This window comes from Stenotrophomonas sp. YJH_SMC_8 (assembly GCF_059371315.1).
This window is the reverse complement of the sequence record NZ_JCAFUL010000003.1, coordinates 117,608-139,553: the sequence shown is the minus strand read 5'-3', so window position 1 is coordinate 139,553 and position 21,946 is coordinate 117,608. Positions and strand designations below refer to the sequence as shown.

Below are 21,946 nucleotides of genomic sequence, written 5' to 3'. Positions count from 1 at the left end.
GCCGGGCATGGCCCGGCGGGACGCTACGTCCAGTCGTACGAGAACAGCACCGTGCGGCTTACCGGTTCGTACAGCATCACGATCGCATCGGCACCGGTGGCGCACCAGTTGTAGCCGGCGACGTCTGCCACGGCGAAGAACTTGTTGCCATTGCGGGTGATGATCACCGTTTCGGCATCGTCCGGGGCGTCGGGATCATCGGCAGCCTCGGTGAAGCCAAGCTCGAATGCCGCGGGAATCTCTGCGGTCTCGGTCCAGTTGCCGAAACCGATCGGTCCGCCCAGCGTATCCAGGTAATCGCGCTCGCTGGCCTCACCCTTTCCATAGCGCGAGTAGCAGGCGAGGCGACCGTGCGCGGCATGGTAGTCGCGGGCCTTGGCGTAGCTCTCACGCATCTGCGCGATGTGTTCCTGCGCGTGCTTGTCCTGCTCCGCGTCGCTGATGAAGTAGCCCTCGTTGCCGAGGAAGCGCATCTCGTTGCCGGCAGTCAGTTCGAAGGCGATCCAGTTGATGCCGGTGAAATCGTTGTGGTGTTCTTCGGTGGTCTCGCCGATGCAGCCGTCATACGGCTCGATCGGGCACAGCATTGTGGCCACCTGGCCAGCCAGTTCCGGGCGCAGTACGCCAAGGTCGATCTTCAGCAGCGGCAGCAGGTGCTGCGCGAGCCACGCCTGGTCGGCAGGGAAGACATCGGCGGGGAAGGGGACCATGCCGGGCAGCAGGTCGCGTAGTTCAGTCTGGTGGATCATGTCAGTCCTTTGAATTGCAACGGTAGCGCCGGGCCATGCCCGGCGGACCAAACGCCGACCAAGGTCGGCATCTACCAGGAGCGGATCAGCTCGACGCGCTGCGGATCGCGTCCGGCAGCGGTGCGCTCTTGCCGGTCTGCGTATCCATCCACACCACCACCACGTTGCCGTCGGAATACAGCTTCGACTCGTCCTGCTGGTCGACGATGCGGTGGCCGATGGTCACGCTGCTGTTGCCCAGGCGCTCGACGAACAGTTCGACCAGGATGTCGTTGGGCCACACGATCGGCAGCCGGTAATTGACGTTGGTCGCGGCCACCACCGGTGCGATGCGGTCGGTCATCGATACGCCGTCCACGCCCAGCATCCAGCGCACGCGCGCTTCTTCCAGGTAGGAAATGTACTTGGCGTTGTTGACGTGGCCCATGCTGTCCATGTCGCGCCAGCGCACGCTGATCGGGATGCGGGCCAGGATCTTGTGTTCGCTGCTCATCAGGCGTCCTTCTTCTTCGTCGTGCTCTTGCTGGCCTTGCCGGTGCTCTTGGCGGCCACCGCCTTCTTCGCCACCTTGGCCGGCTTCTCAGGCTTCACCTTGCGCGGCGGGCGGGCGTCGGGCTTGTTGGCCACGGCGGCCGGCTGCTCGGGACGCGCGCTGGTGGAGGGCAGCATCCGCGCCAGGAACTGGCCGGTGTACGACTGCGGGCAGGCCGCCACGTCCTCCGGCGTGCCGGTGACCAGGATGGTGCCACCACGATGCCCGCCTTCCGGGCCCAGGTCGACGATCCAGTCGGCGGTCTTGATCACGTCCAGGTTGTGCTCGATCACCACCACCGTGTTGCCTTCGTCGCGCAGCTTGTGCAGCACGCCCAGCAGCGCTTCGATGTCGTGGAAGTGCAGGCCGGTGGTCGGCTCGTCGAGGATGTACAGGGTACGGCCAGTATCGCGGCGCGACAGCTCCTTGGACAGTTTCACGCGCTGCGCTTCACCACCGGACAGCGTGGTCGCGCTCTGGCCCAGCTTGATGTAGCTCAGGCCCACGTCCACCAGCGTTTCCAGCTTGCGGGCGATTGACGGCACCGGCTCGAACAGCTTCAGCGCATCCTCGACGGTCATTTCCAGCACGTCGTTGATGTTGAAGCCCTTGTACAGGATCTCCAGCGTCTCGCGGTTGTAGCGCTTGCCGTGGCAGACATCGCACGGCACGTACACGTCCGGCAGGAAGTGCATCTCGACCTTGATCAGGCCATCGCCCTGGCAGGCCTCGCAGCGGCCACCACGCACGTTGAAGCTGAAACGGCCCGGCGAATAACCACGCGCACGCGCTTCGGGCACCTGCGCGAACAGCTCGCGCAGCGGGGTGAACAGGCCGGTGTAGGTGGCCGGGTTCGAGCGCGGGGTGCGGCCGATCGGCGACTGGTCGATGTCCACCACCTTGTCGAACAGGTCCAGGCCATCGATCTCCTTGTACGGCGCGATCGGGTGCGAGGAACCATTGATTTCGTTGGCGGCCAGCGAGAACAGGGTGTCGTTGATCAGGGTCGACTTGCCCGAGCCGGACACGCCGGTCACGCAGGTCAGCAGGCCCGACGGAATCGCCAGGTCCACGCCCTTCAGGTTGTTGCCGCTGGCCCCGCGCAGGTGCAGGGTCATCTTCGGGTTCGGCTTGTGCCGGCGCGCCGGAATCTCGATCGCGCGCTTGCCCGACAGGTACTGGCCGGTCAGTGAACGTGGTGCCTCCAGGATGTCCTGCAGGGTGCCCTGGCCGACGATCTCGCCGCCATGCACGCCCGCGCCCGGGCCGATGTCCAGCACATAGTCGGCCAGGCGGATTGCATCCTCGTCATGCTCCACCACGATCACCGTGTTGCCCAGGTCACGCAGGCGGGTGAGGGTGCCGAGCAGCCGTTCGTTGTCGCGCTGGTGCAGGCCGATGGACGGCTCGTCGAGCACGTACATCACGCCGACCAGGCCGGCGCCGATCTGGCTGGCCAGGCGGATGCGCTGTGCCTCGCCACCGGACAGGGTGTCGGCCTTGCGCTCCAGGGTCAGGTAATCCAGGCCCACGTCGACCAGGAAGCCGAGGCGTTCGCCGATTTCCTTGACGATCTTCGAGGCGATCTCGCCGCGCCAGCCGGGCAGGCTCAGCTCGCTGAAGAACTTCAGTGCTTCGTCGATCGGCAGGACCACCAGGTCCGGCAGCGGGCGGTCGGCCACGAACACGTTGCGTGCCGCCTTGTTGAGGCGGGCGCCATGGCATTCCGGGCACGGCTGTTCGCTGATGTACTTGGACAGTTCCTCGCGCACCGCCGGCGACTCGGTTTCCTTGTAGCGGCGTTCGAGGTTGGGAATGATGCCCTCGAAGCGGTGCTTGCGCTGGGTGCGGCCACCGGCTTCGGTGAAGTAGGTGAAGGTGATCGCTTCATCGCCGCTGCCGTACAGCACGGCCTGCTGCACGTTCTCCGGCAGCGAGTTCCACGCCGCGTCGACGTCGAACCTGTAGTGCTTGGCCAGCGAGGCGATCAGCTGGAAGTAGTAGGCGTTGCGGCGGTCCCAGCCGCGCACCGCGCCGGCGGCCAGCGACAGTTCGGGGTGCACCACCACGCGCGAGGGGTCGAAGAACTCGGCCATGCCCAGGCCATCGCAGCCAGGGCAGGCGCCCATCGGGGCGTTGAACGAGAACAGGCGCGGTTCCAGTTCCGGCAGCGAGTAATCGCAGACCGGGCAGGAGTACTTGGAGGAGAACAGCGTCGGCGCGGTTTCGGCGTTGTCCAGGCTCTGCACCGAGGCCATGCCGTCGCCCAGCTTCAGCGCGGTCTCGAAGCTCTCGGCCAGGCGCTGCTTGATGTCTTCGCGCGGGCGGAAGCGGTCGATCACCGCTTCGATGGTGTGCTTCTGGCGCAGCGCCAGCGGCGGCACCGCATCGATTTCATGCAGCTCGCCGTCCACGCGCACGCGCACGAAGCCCTGCGCGCGCAGCTGGTCGAAGACCTGTGCATGTTCGCCCTTGCGGTCGCGGATGACCGGCGCCAGCAGCATGTAGCGCTGTTCCGGGTCCAGGGTCAGCACCTGGTCGACCATCTGGCTGACCGTCTGCGCTTCCAGCGGATAGCCGTGGTCCGGGCAGCGCGGGGTGCCGACGCGGGCGTACAGCAGGCGCAGGTAGTCGTAGATCTCGGTGATCGTGCCGACCGTCGAACGCGGGTTGTGCGAGGTCGACTTCTGCTCGATCGAGATGGCCGGGGACAGGCCCTCGATGTGGTCCAGGTCCGGCTTTTCCATCACGCTCAGGAACTGGCGTGCATACGCCGACAGCGACTCGACGTAGCGGCGCTGGCCTTCTGCATAGATGGTGTCGAACGCCAGCGAGGACTTGCCCGAACCGGACAGGCCGGTGATCACGATCAGCTTGTCGCGGGGCAGGTCGAGGTCGAGGTTCTTCAGGTTGTGCGTCCGCGCGCCGCGGATGCGGATGAAATCCATCGCCATGGGGGATCCGGTTGTGGGGGCGTTGGCTGGGTGCCGGGCCAGCAGGGAACGGCAATCGGTCAGCCTACCGAGGTGACCAGATGGGGGCAATGGGCGACAATGCCAGCCCGGTGTCTCACCTTCTGAGACAGGCCGACAGGCAGGGGTCAGATCCCTTTTCACAACGTGAAAAGGGATCTGACCCCGTTCCGGCCGGGCTTCCCAGGCCGTTCAGGGGTTGACTTGACCCGCGCCCGCTGATCTGCGTACAATTCCGCTCCTGTCCGCCCTCGACGGCGGCAGTCCATAGACCACAATAACTACAGAGGAAGTCTGGTCATGTACGCAGTACTGGTCACCGGCGGTAAGCAATACCGCGTGGCGCAGGGCGAAAAGCTCCGCGTCGAAAAGCTCGAAGTCGAAGTCGGCAGCGAGATCAAGTTTGACAACATCCTGATGCTGGGCGACAGCGATGGCGTGAAGCTGGGCGATGCGCTGAAGGGCGCTGCCGTCACCGCCAAGGTCCTGTCCCAGGGTCGTGCTGACAAGGTCCGGATCATCAAGTTCCGTCGCCGCAAGCACCACATGAAGCGTCAGGGTCACCGTCAGTACTACACCGAAATCGAGATCACCGGCATCGCCGGCTAAGCATCAGGAGAAGCAGTCATGGCACATAAAAAGGGCGTAGGCTCCTCGCGCAACGGTCGCGACTCCAACCCGAAGTACCTGGGCGTCAAGATCTTCGGCGGCCAGGCCATCGAAGCCGGCAACATCATCGTGCGTCAGCGCGGCACCCAGTTCCACCCGGGTTCGGGCGTTGGCCTGGGCCGTGATCACACCCTGTTCGCCCTCGTGGACGGCAAGGTGGAGTTCTCGGTCAAGGGCGCCAAGAAGCGTCGTACCGTCAGCATCGTCTCGGCCGACGCCTGATCCAGGCATCGCCGGCACCCATGCCCCGGCATGGCCGTGCTGGATGAAGAGCACGCTGCATGGAGAGCCCCGCTTCGGCGGGGCTTTTCGTTAGAGTGAACGCAAGACCGGCTGTGCCGGGTTGCCGGCCCGCGGCCGGCATGACATTCAAGGCGACGGCAGGCAGGCCGCGCCCATCGCAGGCATCGAAACAATGAAACTGGTAGACGAAGCAGAAATCGAAGTGTTCGCCGGCAACGGCGGCAACGGCTGCATTGGCTTCCGTCGCGAGAAGTTCATTCCGCTCGGCGGCCCGGACGGCGGCGACGGCGGTGCGGGCGGCAGCGTGTACATCCGCGCCGACGAGAACCTGAACACCCTGGTCGACTTCCGCCATGACCGCATCTTCAAGGCGCAGCGCGGCGAGAACGGCATGGGCCGCCAGGCCTATGGCAAGGGCGGCGAAGACCTGACCATCACCGTGCCGGTCGGCACTGTGGTGATCAACGTTGCCACCGATGAAGTCATCGGCGACCTGACCCAGCACAACGATCGCCTGCTGGTGGCCAAGGGCGGCCGCGGCGGGCTGGGCAACATGCACTTCAAGAGCTCGACCAACCGCTCGCCGCGCCAGGCGCTGCCGGGCGAGCCGGGCGAAGAGCGCACGCTGAAGCTGGAGTTGAAGCTGCTGGCTGATGTCGGCCTGCTGGGCTTCCCCAATGCCGGCAAGAGCACCCTGATCCGCGCCGTTTCCGCGGCGACGCCGAAGGTGGCCGATTACCCGTTCACCACGCTGTACCCGAACCTGGGTGTGGTGAAGGTGGAGAACTACCGCAGCTTCGTGATCGCCGACATTCCGGGCCTGATCGAGGGCGCGGCCGACGGTGCCGGCCTGGGCGCGCAGTTCCTGCGCCACCTGCAGCGCACCCGCCTGCTGCTGCACCTGGTGGACATCTCGCCGATGGAAGGTGGCGTGGAAGGCATTTCGCCGGTGGAGCAGGTGCGTGCGATCGAGCGCGAGCTGGAAAAGCACGATCCGGAACTACTGAACAAGCCGCGCTGGCTGGTGCTGAACAAGGCTGACCTGATGTTCGAGGACGAGGCCAAGGCCGCGGCCGAGCAGATCGTCGCCGAGCTGGGCTGGAAGGAGCCGTGGTTCCTTGTCTCGGCGCTGGGCCGCGAAGGCACCTTCCCGATCATGAGCCGGATCATGGCCTTCTTCGATCGCCAGAAGGAAGAAGAGCAGGAAGCCCGCGACGCGCAGTAGAGTCGACTGTTAGTCGACTGGCGTTGATGAAAACCCGGCTTCGGCCGGGTTTTTTGTGGCCTGCGCGATGGGGTTGGCTGGCTGAGGCGATGGCTCCGGCTGGGGCGACGGGCTTCGGTTGGGGCAGTGGGTCCAGTTTGGGCAACGGGCTTCGGCTGGGGCAATGGCTCCCGCTGGGGCGACGGGCTCCGGCTGGGGCAATGGCTCCCGCTGGGGCAATGGCTCCGGCTGGGTAGAGTCGACTGTTAGTCGACTGCTCTTCGCGCTACCCGTAAAGCCCGCGCTGCGCGCGTTAGTCGACTAACAGTCGACTCTACCCCGTCGAAGCGGCCAGTCGAAGCGGCCAGTCGAAGCGGCCAGTCGAAGCGGCCAGTCGAAGCGGCCAGTCGAAGCGGCCCGTCGACGCAGCCAGCCGACGCAACCAGCCGACGCAACCAGCCGACGCAACCAGCCGGCGCAACCAGCCGACGCAACCAGCCGACGCAGCCAGCCGACGCAGCCAGCCGACGCAGCCAGCCGACGCAGCCAGTCGAAGCAGCCCGTCGACGCAACCCGTCGACGCAGCCAGCCGACGCAGCCAGCCGACGCAGCCAGCCGACGCAGCCAGTCGACGCAGCCAGTCGACGCAGCCAGTCGACGCAGCCAGCCGACGCGGCCAATCGACGCGGCCAATCGACGCGGCCAATCGACGCGGCCAATCGACGCGGCCGGCCGATGCCGCCGGACCTGTGGCAATCCCCGGATCGCAGGCAACAAAAAACCCGGCCGAGGCCGGGCTTTTGTCTGCTGCCCACACCCCGAAGGGCAGGGCGGCAACGCCGGATCAGGCGGCCTTGAGGGCCTTGATGCGGTCGTTCAGGCGGCTCTTGTGGCGAGCAGCCTTGTTCTTGTGGATCAGGCCACGCGCGCTGAAGCGATCCAGGATCGGCTGGGCAACGGCGAAGGCGGCTTCGGCGCCGGCGGCATCGTTGGCGTCCAGCGCCTTGATCACTTTCTTGACAGCGGTGCGCAGCATCGAGCGCTGAGCCACGTTGCGCGCGTTGCGCACGACGGTCTGCTTGGCGCGCTTCTTGGCGGACTTGATATTGGCCACGGTGGTGGTTTCCTGAAAAAATCGGTGTTATGGGAACAGCAAGCTAGCTAGTATGATGGCGTAAGAAATGCACGTCAAGTCGATTGTCAAGAGGGACGCTGAGTGAGTTCACCCAAGTTGTTGCGGGGCCTGCTGTCGTTCAGCAGCATGACCATGGTCTCGCGCGTTCTCGGACTTGTCCGGGACTTCGTGGTGACCACCACGTTCGGCACCAACGCCATCACTGATGCTTTCTGGGTCGCCTTCAGGGTACCCAATTTCCTGCGGCGTTTGTTCGCCGAAGGCTCTTTCGCCACCGCTTTCGTGCCCGTGTTCACGGAAGTGAAGGAAACCCGCAGCCACGCCGAGCTGCGCGAGCTGATGGCCCGCACCGCCGGCACCCTGGGTGGGGTGCTGATGCTGGTCACTGCGCTGGCGCTGATCTTCGCGCCGCAGCTGGCCTCGGTCTTCTCAAGCGGCGTTGATACCGACCCGGTGAAGCAGGGCCTGCTGGTCGACCTGTTCCGCTTGACCTTCCCGTTCCTGCTGTTCGTCTCGCTCACCGCCCTAGCCGGTGGCGCGCTGAACAGCTTCCAGCGCTTCGCGATGCCGGCGCTGACCCCGGTCATCCTCAACCTGTGCATGATCGCCGGCGCGCTGTGGCTGGCGCCGCGGCTGGGCGGCACCCCGGAGAAGCAGATCCTGGCGCTGGGTTGGGCGGTGCTGGCCGCCGGCATCCTGCAGCTGCTGTTCCAGCTGCCCTCGCTGAAGGGCATCAATCTGCTGACCCTCCCGCGCTGGGGCTGGAGCCACCCGGGCGTGCGCAAGGTGATGACGCTGATGGTGCCGACCCTGTTCGGCTCCTCGGTGGCGCAGATCAACCTGCTGCTGGACACCGTGATCGCGGCCAAGCTGACCGATGGCTCGCAGTCCTGGCTGTCGCTGGCCGACCGCTTCCTGGAGCTGCCGCTGGGCGTGTTCGGCGTGGCGCTGGGCACGGTGATCCTGCCGGCGCTGGCCCGTCACCACGTCAGTACCGACCGCGAGGGCTTCTCGCGCTCGCTGGACTGGGGCCTGCGCATGACCCTGCTGATCTCGGTGCCGGCCATGCTCGGCCTGCTGCTGTTGGCCGAACCGCTGATCGCGACCATCTTCCAGCACGGCCAGTTCAGTGCCTTCGATACCCGGATGACCGCGCTGTCGGTGTATGGCCTGAGCTTCGGCCTGCCGGCGTTCGCGCTGCTGAAGGTGGTGCTGCCGGCGTTCTACGCCCGCCAGGACACCAAGACCCCGGTGCGCGCCGGGGTGGCCGCACTGGTGGCCAACATGGTGTTCAACTTCGCCCTGCTGGCGGTGCTGTACCAGGTGATGGTGCCGGACGAGCTGAAAGCGCAGGGCGTGATGGCGGCCATCGGCAAGCAGCCGGGCCTGCACCTGGCACTGGGCATCGCCAGCGCGCTGTCCAGTTACCTGAACCTGGGCCTGCTCTGGTACTGGCTGGGCAAGACCGATGTCTACCAGCGCCGGCCGGGCTGGGGCGGCTATCTGCTGCGCCTGCTGTTGGCCTGCCTGGCCATGGTCGCCGCGCTGCTGGCCCTGCTGCACTGGCTGCCGGCGTTCCCGGCGATGGGTGTGTGGGAGCGGATCGGCAGCCTGTCGCTGCTGGTCGGCGGCGGCGGTGCCACCTACGCAGTGGCCATGGTGGCGATGGGCTTCCGCCCGCGCGACCTGCGCGGGCATTGATCACCGCTTGTGGCGGCTATACTTCAGGGTTACACCATTGAAGCGGCGGCCCCGGTCGGGCCGGAACGAGAGTTGATGAGCAGGCTGTTCAGAAGCGTCGAGGGCGGGGAACTGTTCCCCAACGGAAGCGTGGTCTGTATCGGTGCATTCGACGGCCTCCACCTGGGGCATCGTGCGCTGGTCCGCCACGCGGTCGCCCGCGCGCGCGCCTTGGGCGTGGCCGCGGTGGCGGTGGCCTTCGAGCCGCTGCCGCGTGAGTTCTTCGCCCAGGGCACACCGCCGCCGCGGCTGACCCTGGCGCGCAGCAAGGTCGAGATCCTGCGCGAACTCGGCGTCGATGCGGTCGGCCTGCTGCGCTTCGACGCGGCGATGGCAGCGATGCCGGCCGAGACCTTCGTACGCCAGCTGCTGGTGCAGCGCCTGAACGCCCGCGAAGTCTGGATCGGCCCGGAGTTCTGCTTCGGCAACCGCCGCCGTGGCGACCTGGCCCTGCTGCAGAAGATGGGCGCCGAACTGGGCTTCACCGCGGGCGAAATCGAAGCGGTCGACCTGCATGGCGAACGCATTTCCAGCACCCGCATCCGCCAGCTGCTGCAAGAGGGCGACTTCGCCCGTGCCAACGACCTGCTGGGTCGTCCGTACGCGATCAGCGGCCGGGTGGTGCGCGGGCGCCAGCTCGGCCGTACGCTGGGCTTCCCCACCGCCAACCTGCGTTTCCCGAAGACCCCGGCGCTGTCGGGCATCTACGCGACCTGGGTGCACGGCGTGTTCGACCAGCCGTGGCCTTCGGTGTCCAGCTTCGGTACCCGGCCCACGGTGGAGGGTGTGGAGCCACTGCTGGAAGCGCACCTGTTCGATTTCCAGGGTGACCTGTACGGTCGCCACATCGACGTGGAATTCGTTGCCAAGCTGCGCGACGAAGAGAAATTCAATGATCTGGCGGCGCTGACCGACCAGATGCACCGCGACGCCGAACAGGCGCGCGCCATCCTTTCCGAACATAGATTGCGAGCCACTGCGTGAGCCAGGACTACAAGACCACCCTGAACCTGCCAGCCACCGAATTCCCGATGCGCGGCGACCTGCCCAAGCGCGAGCCGGGCATTCTGGCGCAGTGGGAAGCGCAGGGGCTCTACCAGCAGCTGCGTGACAACGCCGCCGGCCGCCCGCTGTTCGTGCTGCATGACGGCCCGCCGTACGCCAACGGCCGCATCCACCTGGGCCACGCGGTCAACAAGATCCTGAAGGACATCATCGTCAAGTCGCGCTACCTGGCCGGCTTCGATGCGCCCTACGTGCCGGGCTGGGACTGCCACGGCCTGCCGATCGAGATCGCGGTCGAGAAGAAGTGGGGCAAGGTCGGCACCAAGCTCGACGCCGTTGAATTCCGGCAGAAGTGCCGTGAGTTCGCCGAAGAGCAGATCAACATCCAGCGCGTGGACTTCAAGCGCCTGGGCGTGACCGGTGACTGGGACAACCCGTACAAGACCCTGAGCTTCGATTTCGAAGCCAATGAGATCCGCGCGCTTGCCAAGGTCGTGGCCAACGGCCACCTGGTGCGTGGCGCCAAGCCGGTCTACTGGTGCTTCGACTGTGGCTCGGCGCTGGCCGAAGCCGAGATCGAGTACCAGGAAAAGGAATCGCCGGCCATCGACGTGGCCTACGCCGCGCGTGATGCACAGGCCATCGGCCAGGCGTTCGGCGTGAGCGTGCCGGCCGACGTGGAAGTGGCGGTGCCGATCTGGACCACCACGCCGTGGACGCTGCCGGCCTCGCTGGCGGTGTCGCTGGGTGCGGAGATCAACTACGTGCTGGCCGAAGGCCCGGCCCACAACGGCAAGCGCCGTTGGCTGGTGCTGGCCGCCGCGCTGGCCGAGCGCGCGCTGCAGCGCTATGGCGTGGATGAGGTCGTGCTGCACGGTGAAACCACCGGCGCGGCGCTGGAAAACCAGCTGCTGGCGCATCCGTTCTACCCGGAACGCGAGATCCTGGTGCTCAACGGCGACCACGTCTCCGACGAGGACGGTACCGGTGCGGTGCACACCGCCCCCGGCCACGGCCAGGAAGACTTCGTGGTCAGCCAGAAGTACGGCCTGCTGGACAAGTACAACGCCGGTCAGGTCACGCCGATCGACGGCCGTGGCGTGTACCTGGAATCGACCCCGCCGGCAGGTGATGTGGTGCTGGCCGGCCAGCACCTGTGGAAGGCGCAGGAGGCCATCGTCGGCGTGCTGCGCGACAACGGTGCGCTGCTGGCGTTCCATCCGATCCGCCACAGCTACCCGCACTGCTGGCGCCACAAGACGCCGGTGGTGTTCCGCGCCACCCCGCAGTGGTTCATCTCGATGGACAAGGCCAACCTGCGCAGCGATGCGCTGGCCGCCATCGATACCGTGGGCTGGTTCCCGACCTGGGGCAAGGCGCGCATCCAGAGCATGGTCGACGGTCGCCCGGACTGGACCATCTCGCGCCAGCGCACCTGGGGCGTGCCGATCGCGCTGTTCACCCATCGCCAGACCGGCGAGATCCACCCGCGTTCGGTGGAGCTGATGCAGCAGGTCGCCGACCGCGTCGAAGCCGAGGGCATCGACGTGTGGTACTCGCTGGACGCCGCCGAACTGCTGGGTGCTGAAGCGGCCGACTACGAGAAGGTCACCGACATCCTCGACGTCTGGTTCGATTCGGGCGTGACCCATGAAGGCGTGCTCGCCGCGCGCGGCTTCGGCAAGCCGGCCGATCTGTACCTTGAGGGTTCCGACCAGCACCGCGGCTGGTTCCAGTCCTCGCTGCTGACCGGCGTGGCGATCGACAAGCGCGCGCCGTACAAGCAGTGCCTGACCCACGGCTTCACCGTGGACGAGCACGGCCGCAAGATGTCCAAGTCGCTGGGCAACGGCATCGAGCCGCAGGACATCATGAACAAGCTGGGCGCGGACATCCTGCGCCTGTGGATCGCCTCGGCCGACTACAGCAACGAGATGTCGCTGTCGCAGGAGATCCTCAAGCGCAACGCCGACGCCTACCGTCGCCTGCGCAACACCGCGCGCTTCCTGCTCGGCAACCTGGACGGCTTCGATCCGGCCCAGCACCTGCAACCGCTCGACCAGATGGTCGCGCTGGACCGCTGGATCGTCCATCGCGCGTGGGAGCTGCAGGAGAAGATCAAGGCAGCCTACGACGGCTACAACATGGCCGAGATCGTGCAGCTGCTGCTGAATTTCTGCAGCGTGGACCTGGGTTCGCTGTACCTGGACGTGACCAAGGACCGCCTGTACACGATGCCGACCGATTCGCACGGTCGCCGTTCGGCACAGAGTGCGATGTACCACATCGCTGAAGCGTTCACCCGCTGGGTCGCGCCGATCCTGACCTTCACCGCCGACGAGCTGTGGGGCTACCTGCCGGGCGAACGCGCCGGCCACGTGCTGTTCACCACCTGGTACGACGGCCTGGCGCCGCTGCCGGCCGATGCCCAGCTCAACGCCACCGACTTCGACCAGCTGCTGGCTGTGCGCGAGCAGGTGGCCAAGGTGCTGGAGCCGATGCGTGCCAACGGCGCGATCGGTGCCGCGCTGGAAGCGGAAATCACCATTGCCGCCAACGAGGAGCAGGCCGCGAAGTGGCAGCCGCTGGCCGATGAACTGCGCTTCCTGTTCATCAGTGGCGACGTGCAGGTGCGCCCGGCGACCACCGACGAAGTGTTCGTCAGCGCCCAGCCGACCACCAATGCCAAGTGCGTGCGCTGCTGGCACCACCGTGCCGATGTCGGCAGCAACGCCGATCATCCGGAACTGTGCGGCCGCTGCGTGAGCAACATCACCGGCGCCGGTGAAGTACGGAGCTGGTTCTGATGGCCGCCCCCCGTCCGCACCCGAACGCGCTGGTCTGGCTGCTGCTGTCGGCCGCCATCATCGGCCTGGACCAGTGGTCCAAGGCCTGGGTCCTGTCGAGCCTGCCGGAGTTCCAGCCGGTGGTGGTCATCGACGGCTTCTGGAACTGGTACCGCACCTACAACACCGGCGCCGCGTTCAGTTTCCTGAGCGACGCCGGTGGCTGGCAGAAGTACTTCTTCACCGCGCTGGCCATCGCCATCAGCGGCCTGATGGCCTGGTGGCTGCGCGGCACCGCCCGCGGCAACTGGAAGGCCGCGGTGCCGTATGCGCTGATCATCGGCGGTGCCATCGGCAACGTGATCGACCGCCAGGTGCACGGCCACGTGGTCGATTTCATCCAGTGGTACGTGGGCAGCTACACCTGGCCCTCGTTCAACATCGCTGATTCGGCCATCGTGGTGGGTGCCATCGGCATCGCCCTGTTTGGCCTGTTCGAAGGCAAGTCCGCCAAAAAGGCGGATAATGCCAACCCGAAACCGTAAGCCGGCCGCTGCCGGGAGATTGAACTGATGGATGTGCTGCTCGCCAACCCGCGTGGTTTCTGTGCCGGTGTCGATCGTGCGATCGAGATCGTCAAGCGCGCGATCGAAACGCTGGGCGCGCCCATCTACGTCCGCCATGAAGTGGTGCACAACCGCTTCGTGGTGGACGACCTCAAGCAGCGCGGCGCGATCTTCGTCGAGGAACTGGACGAAGTGCCGGACAACAACACGGTGATCTTCAGCGCGCATGGCGTCTCCCAGGCCGTGCGCCAGGAAGCCGAGCGCCGTGGTTTGAAGGTGTTCGACGCCACCTGTCCGCTGGTGACCAAGGTCCACTTCGAAGTCGCCCGCCACTGCCGTGCCGGCCGTGACGTGGTGCTGATCGGCCACGCCGGTCACCCGGAAGTGGAAGGCACCATGGGCCAGTGGAACCGCGAAGCCGGTACCGGCCAGATCTACCTGGTGGAAGACGTGGAGCAGGTCGCCACGCTGCACATCAACCAGCCGGAAAACTTCGCCTACACCACGCAGACCACGCTGTCGGTGGACGACACGCGCGGCATCATCGATGCGTTGCGTGAGCGCTTCCCGGCGATGCAGGGCCCGAAGAACGACGACATCTGCTACGCCACGCAGAACCGCCAGGACGCGGTGCGCGACCTGGCCAAGCGCTGCGACCTGGTGCTGGTGGTCGGTTCGCCGAACAGCTCCAACTCCAACCGCTTGAGTGAGCTGGCCCGCCGCGAAGGCGTGGAGTCGTACCTGATCGACGGCGCGCATGAAATCGACCCGGCGTGGGTGGTGGGCAAGCAGCACATTGGCGTGACTGCCGGTGCCTCGGCGCCGCAGGTGCTGGTCGATGGCGTGCTGGCACGCTTGGCCGAGCTGGGTGCCAGCGGCGTGGGCGAGCTGGATGGCGAGCCGGAATCGATGGTGTTCGCGCTGCCGAAGGAACTGCGCCTGCGCCTGGTCGATTGACCGGACCTGACTCGGGTGGGGATGCATCCATCCACGCATGGCGTGGATCTACCGTAAATCTGCACACGGTGGGTGCGAACCTGCACTAGGTGGGTGCGAACCTTGGTTCGCACTGCTTCTGGATGCATCCCATCCACGCATGGCGTGGATCTACCGCTCACGGCCTTGTTACCGGGTTTGCCGCTTCTGGTGGGGTTCGCGCGCCCCATGACCTTTGGCCATGGGGCAGGGCACTCTACAGGCCTAGCATCGGAGGATTCTCCGTTGTTGGATGCCGCCCGATGAAGACCCGTGCCCTGGTGATGTCCGTGCTGTTCGCGCTGGGCGCAACGCCTGCACTGGCGCAGGCCTCGCCGCCGGCCAGCGCCGCCACTCCCGGCCTGTTGCGCATCGACGTGGACGCGCGCGACCTGGCCCGGCGCATCTTCAAGGTGACCGCCACGGTGCCGGCCAAGCCCGGCCCGATGACCCTGCTGTACCCGCAGTGGATTCCCGGCAACCATTCGCCCACCGGCCCGATCGACAAGCTGGCCGGCCTGCGCGTGACCGCCAACGGCAAGCCGCTGGCCTGGCAGCGTGACCAGTACAACGTCTATGCATTCAAGGTGAACGTACCCGAGGGCGTCAGCGAGATCGTCGCCCACTTCGATTTCCTGTCCTCGCAGGGCGGCAGCCAGGGCCGGGTGGTGATGACCCCGGAGATGCTCAACCTGCAGTGGAACGCCAACTCGCTGTATCCGGCCGGTGTCGATGCGCGCCAGCTGCAGGCGCAGGCCAGCGTGACGCTGCCCAAGGGCTGGTCATTCGCCACCGCACTGGAGACTGCGCGCCGTGACGGCGACACCGTGGTGTTCAAGCCGATCTCCTATGATCACCTGGTCGACTCGCCGCTGTTCGCCGGCGAACACTACCAGCGCATCGACCTCGATCCGGGCGCGAAAGTGCCGGTGCACCTCAACGTGTTCGCCGACGAGGCCAAGTCGCTGAAGCCGACCGATGCGCAGATCACGATGCACCGCGCGCTGGTGCAGCAGGCCGACAAGCTCTACGGTGCGCGCCACTACAACCACTATGAGTTCCTGCTGGCGTTGACCGACCGTCTCGGCGGCATCGGCCTGGAGCATCACCGCTCCAGCGAGAACAGCGCCGATCCGGGCTATTTCACCGAGTGGGACAGCAACGCGTGGATGCGCGACCTGCTGCCGCACGAGTACACCCATTCCTGGAACGGCAAGTACCGCCGTGGCGCCGATCTGGCTACTGCCAATTTCAACGTGCCGATGGGCGACAGCCTGCTGTGGGTGTACGAGGGCCAGACCCAGTTCTGGGGCCAGGTGCTGGCCGCACGTTCGGGGCTGTGGTCGGTCGCGCAGGCGCGCGACATGCTGGCCAACGTGGCCGCCACCTATGACCGCGGCCGCCCGGGCCTCGCCTGGCGCCCGCTGCAGGACACCACCAACGACCCGACCATCGCCCAGCGCCGCACCCTGCCGTACCGCAACTACCAGATGAGCGAGGACTACTACTCCGGCGGCCAGATGCTGTGGCTGGAGGTGGAAGGCAAGCTGCGCGAGCTGAGCGGCAACCGCCGCAGCCTGGATGACTTCGCGCGTGCGTTCTTCGGCGTCGGCAATGGCGATTGGGACGTCAATCCGTACACCTTCGACGACGTGATGGCGACCTTGAACGGCATCGCACCGTATGACTGGGCGACCTTCCTGCGCGGCCGCCTGGACGGACATGGTTCGCTGACCGGTGGCCTGGAGCTGGCCGGCTGGAAGCTGGTCTACCGTGATACGCCGAACGACGCCTACAAGGCACAGGAAAAGCGCGCCAAGGGCGTGTTGCTGGCCTACTCGCTGGGTGCGACCGTGCTCGACAGTGGTTCGGTCGGTGACGTGATCTGGGACAGCCCGGCGTTCAACGCAGGATTGGCGCCGGGCATGAAGGTGATCGCCGTGGGCGGGCGCGAGTACAGCAGCCAGCGCTTGAAGGACGCGGTCGCTGCTGCGGCAAAGGACAAGGCGCCGATCGTGCTGCTGGTGAAGCAGTTCGACCGCATCGAGACCATGAACATCGACTACCACGGTGGTCTGCAGTACCCGGTGCTGGAACGCATCACCGGCAAGCCCGACCGCCTGGCGGACCTGTGGAAGGCACGATGAAACCGCGCGTCCGCGATGGCGTGATCCTGCTGGCAGCGATCCTCGCCATTGTGGGCGCGTTCCTGCACGGTGACGGGCGCTGGCTGCACTGGCTGGCCAAGCCGGCCACCACGCTGCTGATCGCCGCCATCGCCTGGCAGGTGCGCGATCCCGCGCGGCCGTTCTACCGGCGCGTAGTGCTGGCGGGCATGCTGTTGTCGTGCGCGGGCGATATCGCGCTGATGCTGCCGATCGACGCCTTCGTGCCGGGGCTGGTTGCGTTCCTGCTGGCGCACGTCTGCTACATCGTCGCGTTCCGCGAGGGCCTGCGCGCAGGCCGGGGGCTGCTCGCCGCTGCCGCGCTGCTGGGTGCCTTCGCCGTGCTCAACGTGCTTGGCCTGTGGCCGCACCTGCCGGCGCCGATGCGCATCCCGGTGCTGGCCTACGTGGTGGTGCTGGCGTCGATGGCGGTGCTGGCACTTGCACGCGCATGGGCGCGTCCTCAGGCGGCCGCGCCGGAACCGTGCAGTGCACGCTGGGCGGCAACCGGTGCCGTGCTGTTCGTGGCCAGCGATTCATTGCTGGCCTGGGATCGCTTTGCCGGAGGCCTGCCGCTGGCCAGCCTGCTGGTGTTGTCCACCTACTACGCCGCGCAGTACGCCATCGCCCGCTCCGTAAAATAGAAAAGGGGACGGAGGGGATTAAGTCGCCATCGGCATCAAGGCAATTACGACTTAATCCCCTCCGTCCCCTTTTCTGACGCTGCGCGCGATGCCCTGTGCATCGAACTGCAGGCGCGCCGATTCGCGGTCGCCGTCAACCTCGTCCGGCAGCCATGCCAGCTTGCCGGCCTTGCGCACGATCACGTAGACGTGGCCGACTTCCGAGGCCGGGTTCTGCAATGCGTTGCGTTGTTCCTGCAATGCCTTGGCCACGCGTGGCACGGCATCGAAATCGATGTTGGCCAGCGGCGTGCTGCTGCGTTGCAGGCTGATTGTGGGTGCGAACTGCTGCGGGTTCACCGGGTTGCCCTTGCGCCACTGCCCGCGTTCGAAGTGATAGCTGTCGACGTGGTTCGGCTGCTGCGGATCGACCAGGTCCAGGTTGATGCGGCCATCATCGTAGAAGTGGATGCTGTGGAACACCGTCAGCCGGTGTCCGGACAATGCAGGCAACTGCTCCAGTGCCTGGCGTGCGCCCAGCAGGTAGTCCGAATCGAACAGCCGGTTGCTGCGTTCGGGCATCAGGGCGGGCTGCAGTCCGGGCGCCGTTGCCAGTGAGTCGGCCTGCTCGCGCGGCGGTTGCGATGCAGATGGCCTCGGCGGACGGTCGGGCTGCATCGGATGTCCCAGCGTTTCGGCGATGGTTCCCAATGCACCGCCGGCTACGGCCACGCCGGCCAGCACCAGCAGCACCAGCGAAAACACCCGTCGGGTGGAAGGAGGCCGCTTCACATGTCCTCCAGGCGCACGTTGCCGCGGTCATCCGGGTCGTACAGCAGGGTCACGTGTTCGCGCGGGATGTTGGCCAGGTCGATCAGCGGAATGAAGCGACGCACGCTGGCCCGCTGCACATCGCCGTCACGGTCGGTGTACTCCAGCTGGAACTCCACCTGCGGCTGCTCGTTGAGGTAGGTGCCGGTCTGGCGCACCTTCAGTACCCTGGCCTCCACGCCGATGCCGCGGTACTTCAATGCGTCGCCGCGCGCATCACCCTGCAGCAGGCGGCCAAGCAGGCGCAGTCCCAGCATGTAGCCACACAGCACCAGTGGGCACACCAGCAGCGGGTGGCCGAAGGACAGGAAGGTCCAGCCAAGGCCCTCGCTCTGCAGCCGGTAGGCCGCCACATAGGCGGCGGCTACAAGGACGATGCCGATCGCAGCGCCGATGCTTCGCCGCCACAGGCTGGCGACATCCAGTTCGGGCTGGGCACCGTCCAGTACCACGTTCGGGAACGCGCCCGGCGTCCGGCCCAGGCGTGCATTGATGTGCCTGCCGACGCCGAAGCGCTGCAGTTGCGGCTTGCTGTCGACCACCAGCAGCTGTTCGCTGATCGAGGTGCCCGACAGATTCTGGAAGGACAGCTGCAGTTTCCATTGTGCGAATCCACGCACGTGCACACCGGTCTGCTCGGCGTGTTCAATCAGCGCATCACGAGGTTCGCCATCGGCGAGGATCGAACGCACGCGATGCAGGGCGCGCGGCGGGCCGAGCAGCAGGGTATGCAGGAAGGCGAGCAGCAGCGCCAGCCATGCACTCAGTGACAGGGCGAGCAGCAGTAGTGCCAGCCACGGCGCGCTGCGATCAGCCAGCGCCACCGGCCAGGAGGTGCCGAAATAAAGGATGCAGGGGAAGGGCAACGCGAAGAACAGCAGGAACGCGCCCCAGAACCAGAGATAGGCTTTCATGGGGGGAGGTGGCAGGCCGGTGGAACAGGGCGCGTAGCGTACTACGCTCAGCGGAACTGCAGGGTAAGCAGGTAGTAACGACCCAGTGGATCGTCCAGTCCCGGCATCTGCCCGCCATTGCCGTCCAGGTAGTTCACCGGCTGCGCATCAAGCACGTTGTGCACGTCCAGCGCCGCGATGACGCGCGGGCCCAGGCGGCGCGCCAGGTGCAGGTTCCAGCGCAGCTGGCGCGGGTTCATGCAGTGGTTCTGTTCGATCTGCCGCTGCGGGCACTCGGCGCCGGGCAGCCATGCACGGGTGCGGCCCACCTGGTTGCCGCGCAGGGCGATGTCCCAGTTGCTGTTCTGCCATTGCACGTTCAGGACCGCCGCCATCTCGGGCGTGACATGTCCGCGCAGGTCGATCGCCGGTTCGTGGTCGCGACGGCGGCGCAGCTCCTGCTGCTTCAGCGCGTCCAGCGAGAACATCCACTGGCCGTTGCTGCCGGTGTCGATCCGGTATTCGCCACGCAGCACCCAGTTGCGGGATGTGGTACGGCCGATATTGTCGAACGACAGCCGCAGGCTGCTCAGGTTGCCATCCTCATCCAGCTGCCAGGTATCACGGTTCCACACGGCATCGGTTGGCTGCAGCGCGAGGATCTCATTGCGCAGTTCGACGATGTTGTGGGTCAGCGAAAGCGAGAACGCATTGCTGGGTGACCAGGTCGCCGCCAGCGAATGGCTGCGTGAGCTCTCGGCCTTGAGCGTGGTGTTCTCCGCCACATCCGCAGTGACCACGCAGCGGCCGTCGGGCTCGCTCTGTGCACAGGGCGGCAGTGCGCTTGAGGCGGGCAGAGTAAGGGTGCCGAACTGTCCTGGTGGACGGCGCTGTTCGAACAGGCTGGGCGCGCGATAGCCGCGGCCGCTGGCCAGCAGGAACGACCAGTGCGGTGTTGGTGTCCAGCGCAGGCCGGCACGGGGCGAGAATGCCGTGTAGTCGCCGTCGTAGTCCCAGCGCGCGGCCACGTCCATGCGCAGTTCCGATGCGAGCGGCAGGCCCAGTTCCGCATACGCGCCGCCACTCTGCCGCGACAGGCGCCGCTGCTGCTGCGGCAGCCCCAGTGCCAGATCGCCCTGGCTCAGCAGGGTGTCCGGGTGGGATGTCCAGCGTTCATGGCGCAGGTCGATACCGGTGGCCAGCTGCGCATTGCCGCCCGGCATCGGCATCAATGCGCGCTGTATGCCCCACCAGCCCTGCCACTGCTCGGTAAGTCCACGGTTGCGGATCGATGGGAACAGCGACGTGGCTTCATCGGCGGGCAATGCATCGAAGCCTGGCAGGAACCTGAGTGACTGCGCAGCCTCGATGAAGGGCTTGGCGCGCACGGTGCCCGGCGTGGACAGGGTGACGTCGCTGCGCTGCGCGCTGATGCCGGCGTCCCAGCTGTGGCTGCCCTGGTCCCGGCCGATGCCCAGGGTGAGATCGGCGTCGGTGGCACGTACCTGGGGACGCACATTGCCGGCCTCGCGCAGGACGCTGTTGAAGGTGTAGCCGTACAGGCCGAGGGCGACGGCGGTCGGGCCCAGATCGAAGCGCTGCCGGTTGTGGCTGGCGCGGGCTTCGGCATAGACGTAGCGCCCCTGGCCACGCTCATGCCGGTAGCGCAGGTAGGCCGACGCGGTATCGGAGGCCGGTTGAAGCGAACGAGGGCGCGAGCTGTCGAACCAGCAGGCGCCATCGCGTCGTTTCAATGGTCCGTCGCAGCGCGTAGCGGGCCAGTAGTCGCCATCGCGGAAGGCACCGATCAGGTACTGCGACGTCTCTGCGTGCCAGTCACGCTGGTCCCCCGCCAGGTGATCGACGCGATGCAGGTCGATGCCTGCGAACCAGCGGTCGCCGTTCCCGCGCAGGCCTCCGGTGGCGGCCTGCACGCGGTACTGGCCAGCGTCGCCACGGCTGCTCAGGCCGGTCTGCAGCGTCGCCTCCGGGCCGTCAGCCTGGTCGCGCAGGATGATGTTGACCACGCCGGACATGGCATCGGCGCCGTAGATGGCCGAAGCACCGCCGCGCACCAGTTCGATGCGTTCGACAAAGCTGAGTGGAATGCCGCCCAGATCGGTGAGCCCGCCCTGCTCCAGTGACACCATCGGGTAGCGGGGCAGGCGCCGGCCATTGACCAGGAACAGTGTGGCGCGTGGTCCCATGCCATCCAGGCTGGTGGTGGCGGCTGCACCGACAGGCAGGTACTGCGAATCGCCACTGCGTGCGCTGCTCATCGCTGGCAGTCCGTTCATGCCGGGCAGGTGCCGCAGCAGGTCGAACAGGCTGCCGTAGCCGCTGCGCAGGATGTCTGCGCGATCGATCGTGGTCACCGGCAGGGTGGTCTGCACGGAGGTGCGCGGCAACCGGCTGCCGGTGACATGGATCGGCGCCAGGTCCACCTGGGGTGGCGACTGTGGGGGCGTGTGCGGGCGCGGCGCGACCGTTGCCGGAACCGGCGGCGCAGCCGCGGGCGCGACGCGGATGCGGCGGACCACGAAGCCTCCGGACGGTGTTCGAAGGATGGTCACCGGCATGCCGGCGACCAGCTGTTTCAGGGCCGATGCTGGATCGGCCAGGCCATGGGTGCCGTTGGCATGGAGCCCCGCCAGTTCCCGGGCATCGAACACCAGAGCGATGCCGCTTTGCCGTGCCCATTGCTGCAATGCCGAAGGCAACGGGCCAGCGTTGATGCGGTAGTCGTGGGTGGCGGCCGGATCGCCTGCGAGGGCGGCAGGCGGCGCGGCGACCAGCAGCGCCAGGCACAGCAGGGGGCGGAGCAGCCCCCACTGCAGCGCGCCTGGTCCTGCCATCAC

The 21,946-nt window shown here is 66.6% G+C and carries 17 protein-coding genes; 10 read left to right on the top strand and 7 right to left on the bottom strand.

Features of this window, described 5'->3' with window-relative positions:
* Positions 1-23 precede the first annotated feature (23 nt).
* The 3 genes from AC5P88_RS04420 to uvrA form a co-directional block, all read right to left on the bottom strand.
* A complete protein-coding gene (locus AC5P88_RS04420) occupies positions 24-749 on the bottom strand; it encodes an enolase (RefSeq protein WP_495224416.1) in 726 nt (241 codons plus the stop codon).
* Positions 750-834: 85 nt separating this feature from the next.
* The gene (locus AC5P88_RS04415) at positions 835-1,242 is read right to left on the bottom strand and encodes an acyl-CoA thioesterase (RefSeq protein WP_108748941.1); all 408 of its coding nucleotides are present in this window, start codon (positions 1,240-1,242) and stop codon (positions 835-837) included.
* On the bottom strand, positions 1,242-4,235 hold the full coding sequence (gene uvrA / locus AC5P88_RS04410; RefSeq protein ID WP_106549431.1) for an excinuclease ABC subunit UvrA: 2,994 nt from the start codon (positions 4,233-4,235) through the stop codon (positions 1,242-1,244). Before uvrA ends, AC5P88_RS04415 begins: the two co-directional genes overlap by 1 nt.
* A gap of 318 nt (positions 4,236-4,553) precedes the next feature.
* On the opposite strand from uvrA, the gene rplU reads away from it, so the two are divergent.
* The 3 genes from rplU to cgtA all read left to right on the top strand — a co-directional run bounded on the left by rplU (position 4,554) and on the right by cgtA (position 6,390).
* Positions 4,554-4,862, top strand: a complete 309-nt coding sequence (gene rplU / locus AC5P88_RS04405; RefSeq protein WP_006424709.1) for a 50S ribosomal protein L21 — start codon at positions 4,554-4,556, stop codon at positions 4,860-4,862.
* An 18-nt stretch (positions 4,863-4,880) separates the two neighbouring features.
* Positions 4,881-5,144 (top strand): 50S ribosomal protein L27, encoded by a 264-nt coding sequence (gene rpmA / locus AC5P88_RS04400; protein ID WP_005415704.1) that lies wholly within the window; start codon positions 4,881-4,883, stop codon positions 5,142-5,144.
* A gap of 193 nt (positions 5,145-5,337) precedes the next feature.
* Entirely contained in the window at positions 5,338-6,390 is a 1,053-nt protein-coding gene (gene cgtA / locus AC5P88_RS04395; RefSeq protein WP_106549432.1) for an Obg family GTPase CgtA, read from the top strand.
* A gap of 823 nt (positions 6,391-7,213) precedes the next feature.
* Here cgtA and rpsT read toward each other — a convergent pair.
* On the bottom strand, positions 7,214-7,483 hold the full coding sequence (gene rpsT, locus AC5P88_RS04390; protein WP_005408560.1) for a 30S ribosomal protein S20: 270 nt from the start codon (positions 7,481-7,483) through the stop codon (positions 7,214-7,216).
* Between the two features lie 117 nt (positions 7,484-7,600).
* Between rpsT and murJ the strand changes: the two genes are divergently transcribed.
* From murJ to AC5P88_RS04355, 7 genes are all read left to right on the top strand, one after another.
* On the top strand, positions 7,601-9,205 hold the full coding sequence (gene murJ / locus AC5P88_RS04385; RefSeq protein WP_495224539.1) for a murein biosynthesis integral membrane protein MurJ: 1,605 nt from the start codon (positions 7,601-7,603) through the stop codon (positions 9,203-9,205).
* 75 nt (positions 9,206-9,280) lie between these two features.
* A complete protein-coding gene (locus AC5P88_RS04380) occupies positions 9,281-10,228 on the top strand; it encodes a bifunctional riboflavin kinase/FAD synthetase (protein WP_111112447.1) in 948 nt (315 codons plus the stop codon).
* Positions 10,225-13,056, top strand: coding sequence for an isoleucine--tRNA ligase (ileS, locus tag AC5P88_RS04375; RefSeq protein WP_495224414.1), 2,832 nt, complete (start codon positions 10,225-10,227; stop codon positions 13,054-13,056). The genes AC5P88_RS04380 and ileS overlap by 4 nt, the downstream gene beginning before the upstream one ends.
* The gene (lspA, locus tag AC5P88_RS04370) at positions 13,056-13,580 is read left to right on the top strand and encodes a signal peptidase II (protein WP_049428546.1); all 525 of its coding nucleotides are present in this window, start codon (positions 13,056-13,058) and stop codon (positions 13,578-13,580) included. Before ileS ends, lspA begins: the two co-directional genes overlap by 1 nt.
* A 27-nt stretch (positions 13,581-13,607) precedes the next feature.
* Positions 13,608-14,558 carry a 4-hydroxy-3-methylbut-2-enyl diphosphate reductase gene (gene ispH, locus AC5P88_RS04365; RefSeq protein ID WP_049428543.1) on the top strand — a complete coding sequence of 317 codons (951 nt, stop codon included), beginning with the start codon at positions 13,608-13,610 and terminating at the stop codon, positions 14,556-14,558.
* A 281-nt stretch (positions 14,559-14,839) separates the two neighbouring features.
* The gene (locus AC5P88_RS04360; protein WP_495224412.1) at positions 14,840-16,723 is read left to right on the top strand and encodes a M61 family metallopeptidase; all 1,884 of its coding nucleotides are present in this window, start codon (positions 14,840-14,842) and stop codon (positions 16,721-16,723) included.
* Positions 16,720-17,385 (top strand): lysoplasmalogenase, encoded by a 666-nt coding sequence (locus AC5P88_RS04355; protein WP_495224411.1) that lies wholly within the window; start codon positions 16,720-16,722, stop codon positions 17,383-17,385. The genes AC5P88_RS04360 and AC5P88_RS04355 overlap by 4 nt, the downstream gene beginning before the upstream one ends.
* Before the next feature lie 51 nt (positions 17,386-17,436).
* Here AC5P88_RS04355 and AC5P88_RS04350 read toward each other — a convergent pair whose 3' ends face one another.
* Genes AC5P88_RS04350 through AC5P88_RS04340 form a run of 3 tightly spaced genes read right to left on the bottom strand, consistent with a single transcriptional unit; the run spans position 17,437 to position 21,943 of the window.
* Positions 17,437-18,156 carry a hypothetical protein gene (locus AC5P88_RS04350; protein ID WP_495224410.1) on the bottom strand — a complete coding sequence of 240 codons (720 nt, stop codon included), beginning with the start codon at positions 18,154-18,156 and terminating at the stop codon, positions 17,437-17,439.
* Entirely contained in the window at positions 18,153-19,109 is a 957-nt protein-coding gene (locus tag AC5P88_RS04345) for a hypothetical protein (RefSeq protein ID WP_495224408.1), read from the bottom strand. Before AC5P88_RS04345 ends, AC5P88_RS04350 begins: the two co-directional genes overlap by 4 nt.
* 47 nt (positions 19,110-19,156) lie before the next feature.
* Positions 19,157-21,943, bottom strand: coding sequence for a TonB-dependent receptor plug domain-containing protein (locus AC5P88_RS04340; protein WP_495224407.1), 2,787 nt, complete (start codon positions 21,941-21,943; stop codon positions 19,157-19,159).
* Positions 21,944-21,946 lie beyond the last annotated feature (3 nt).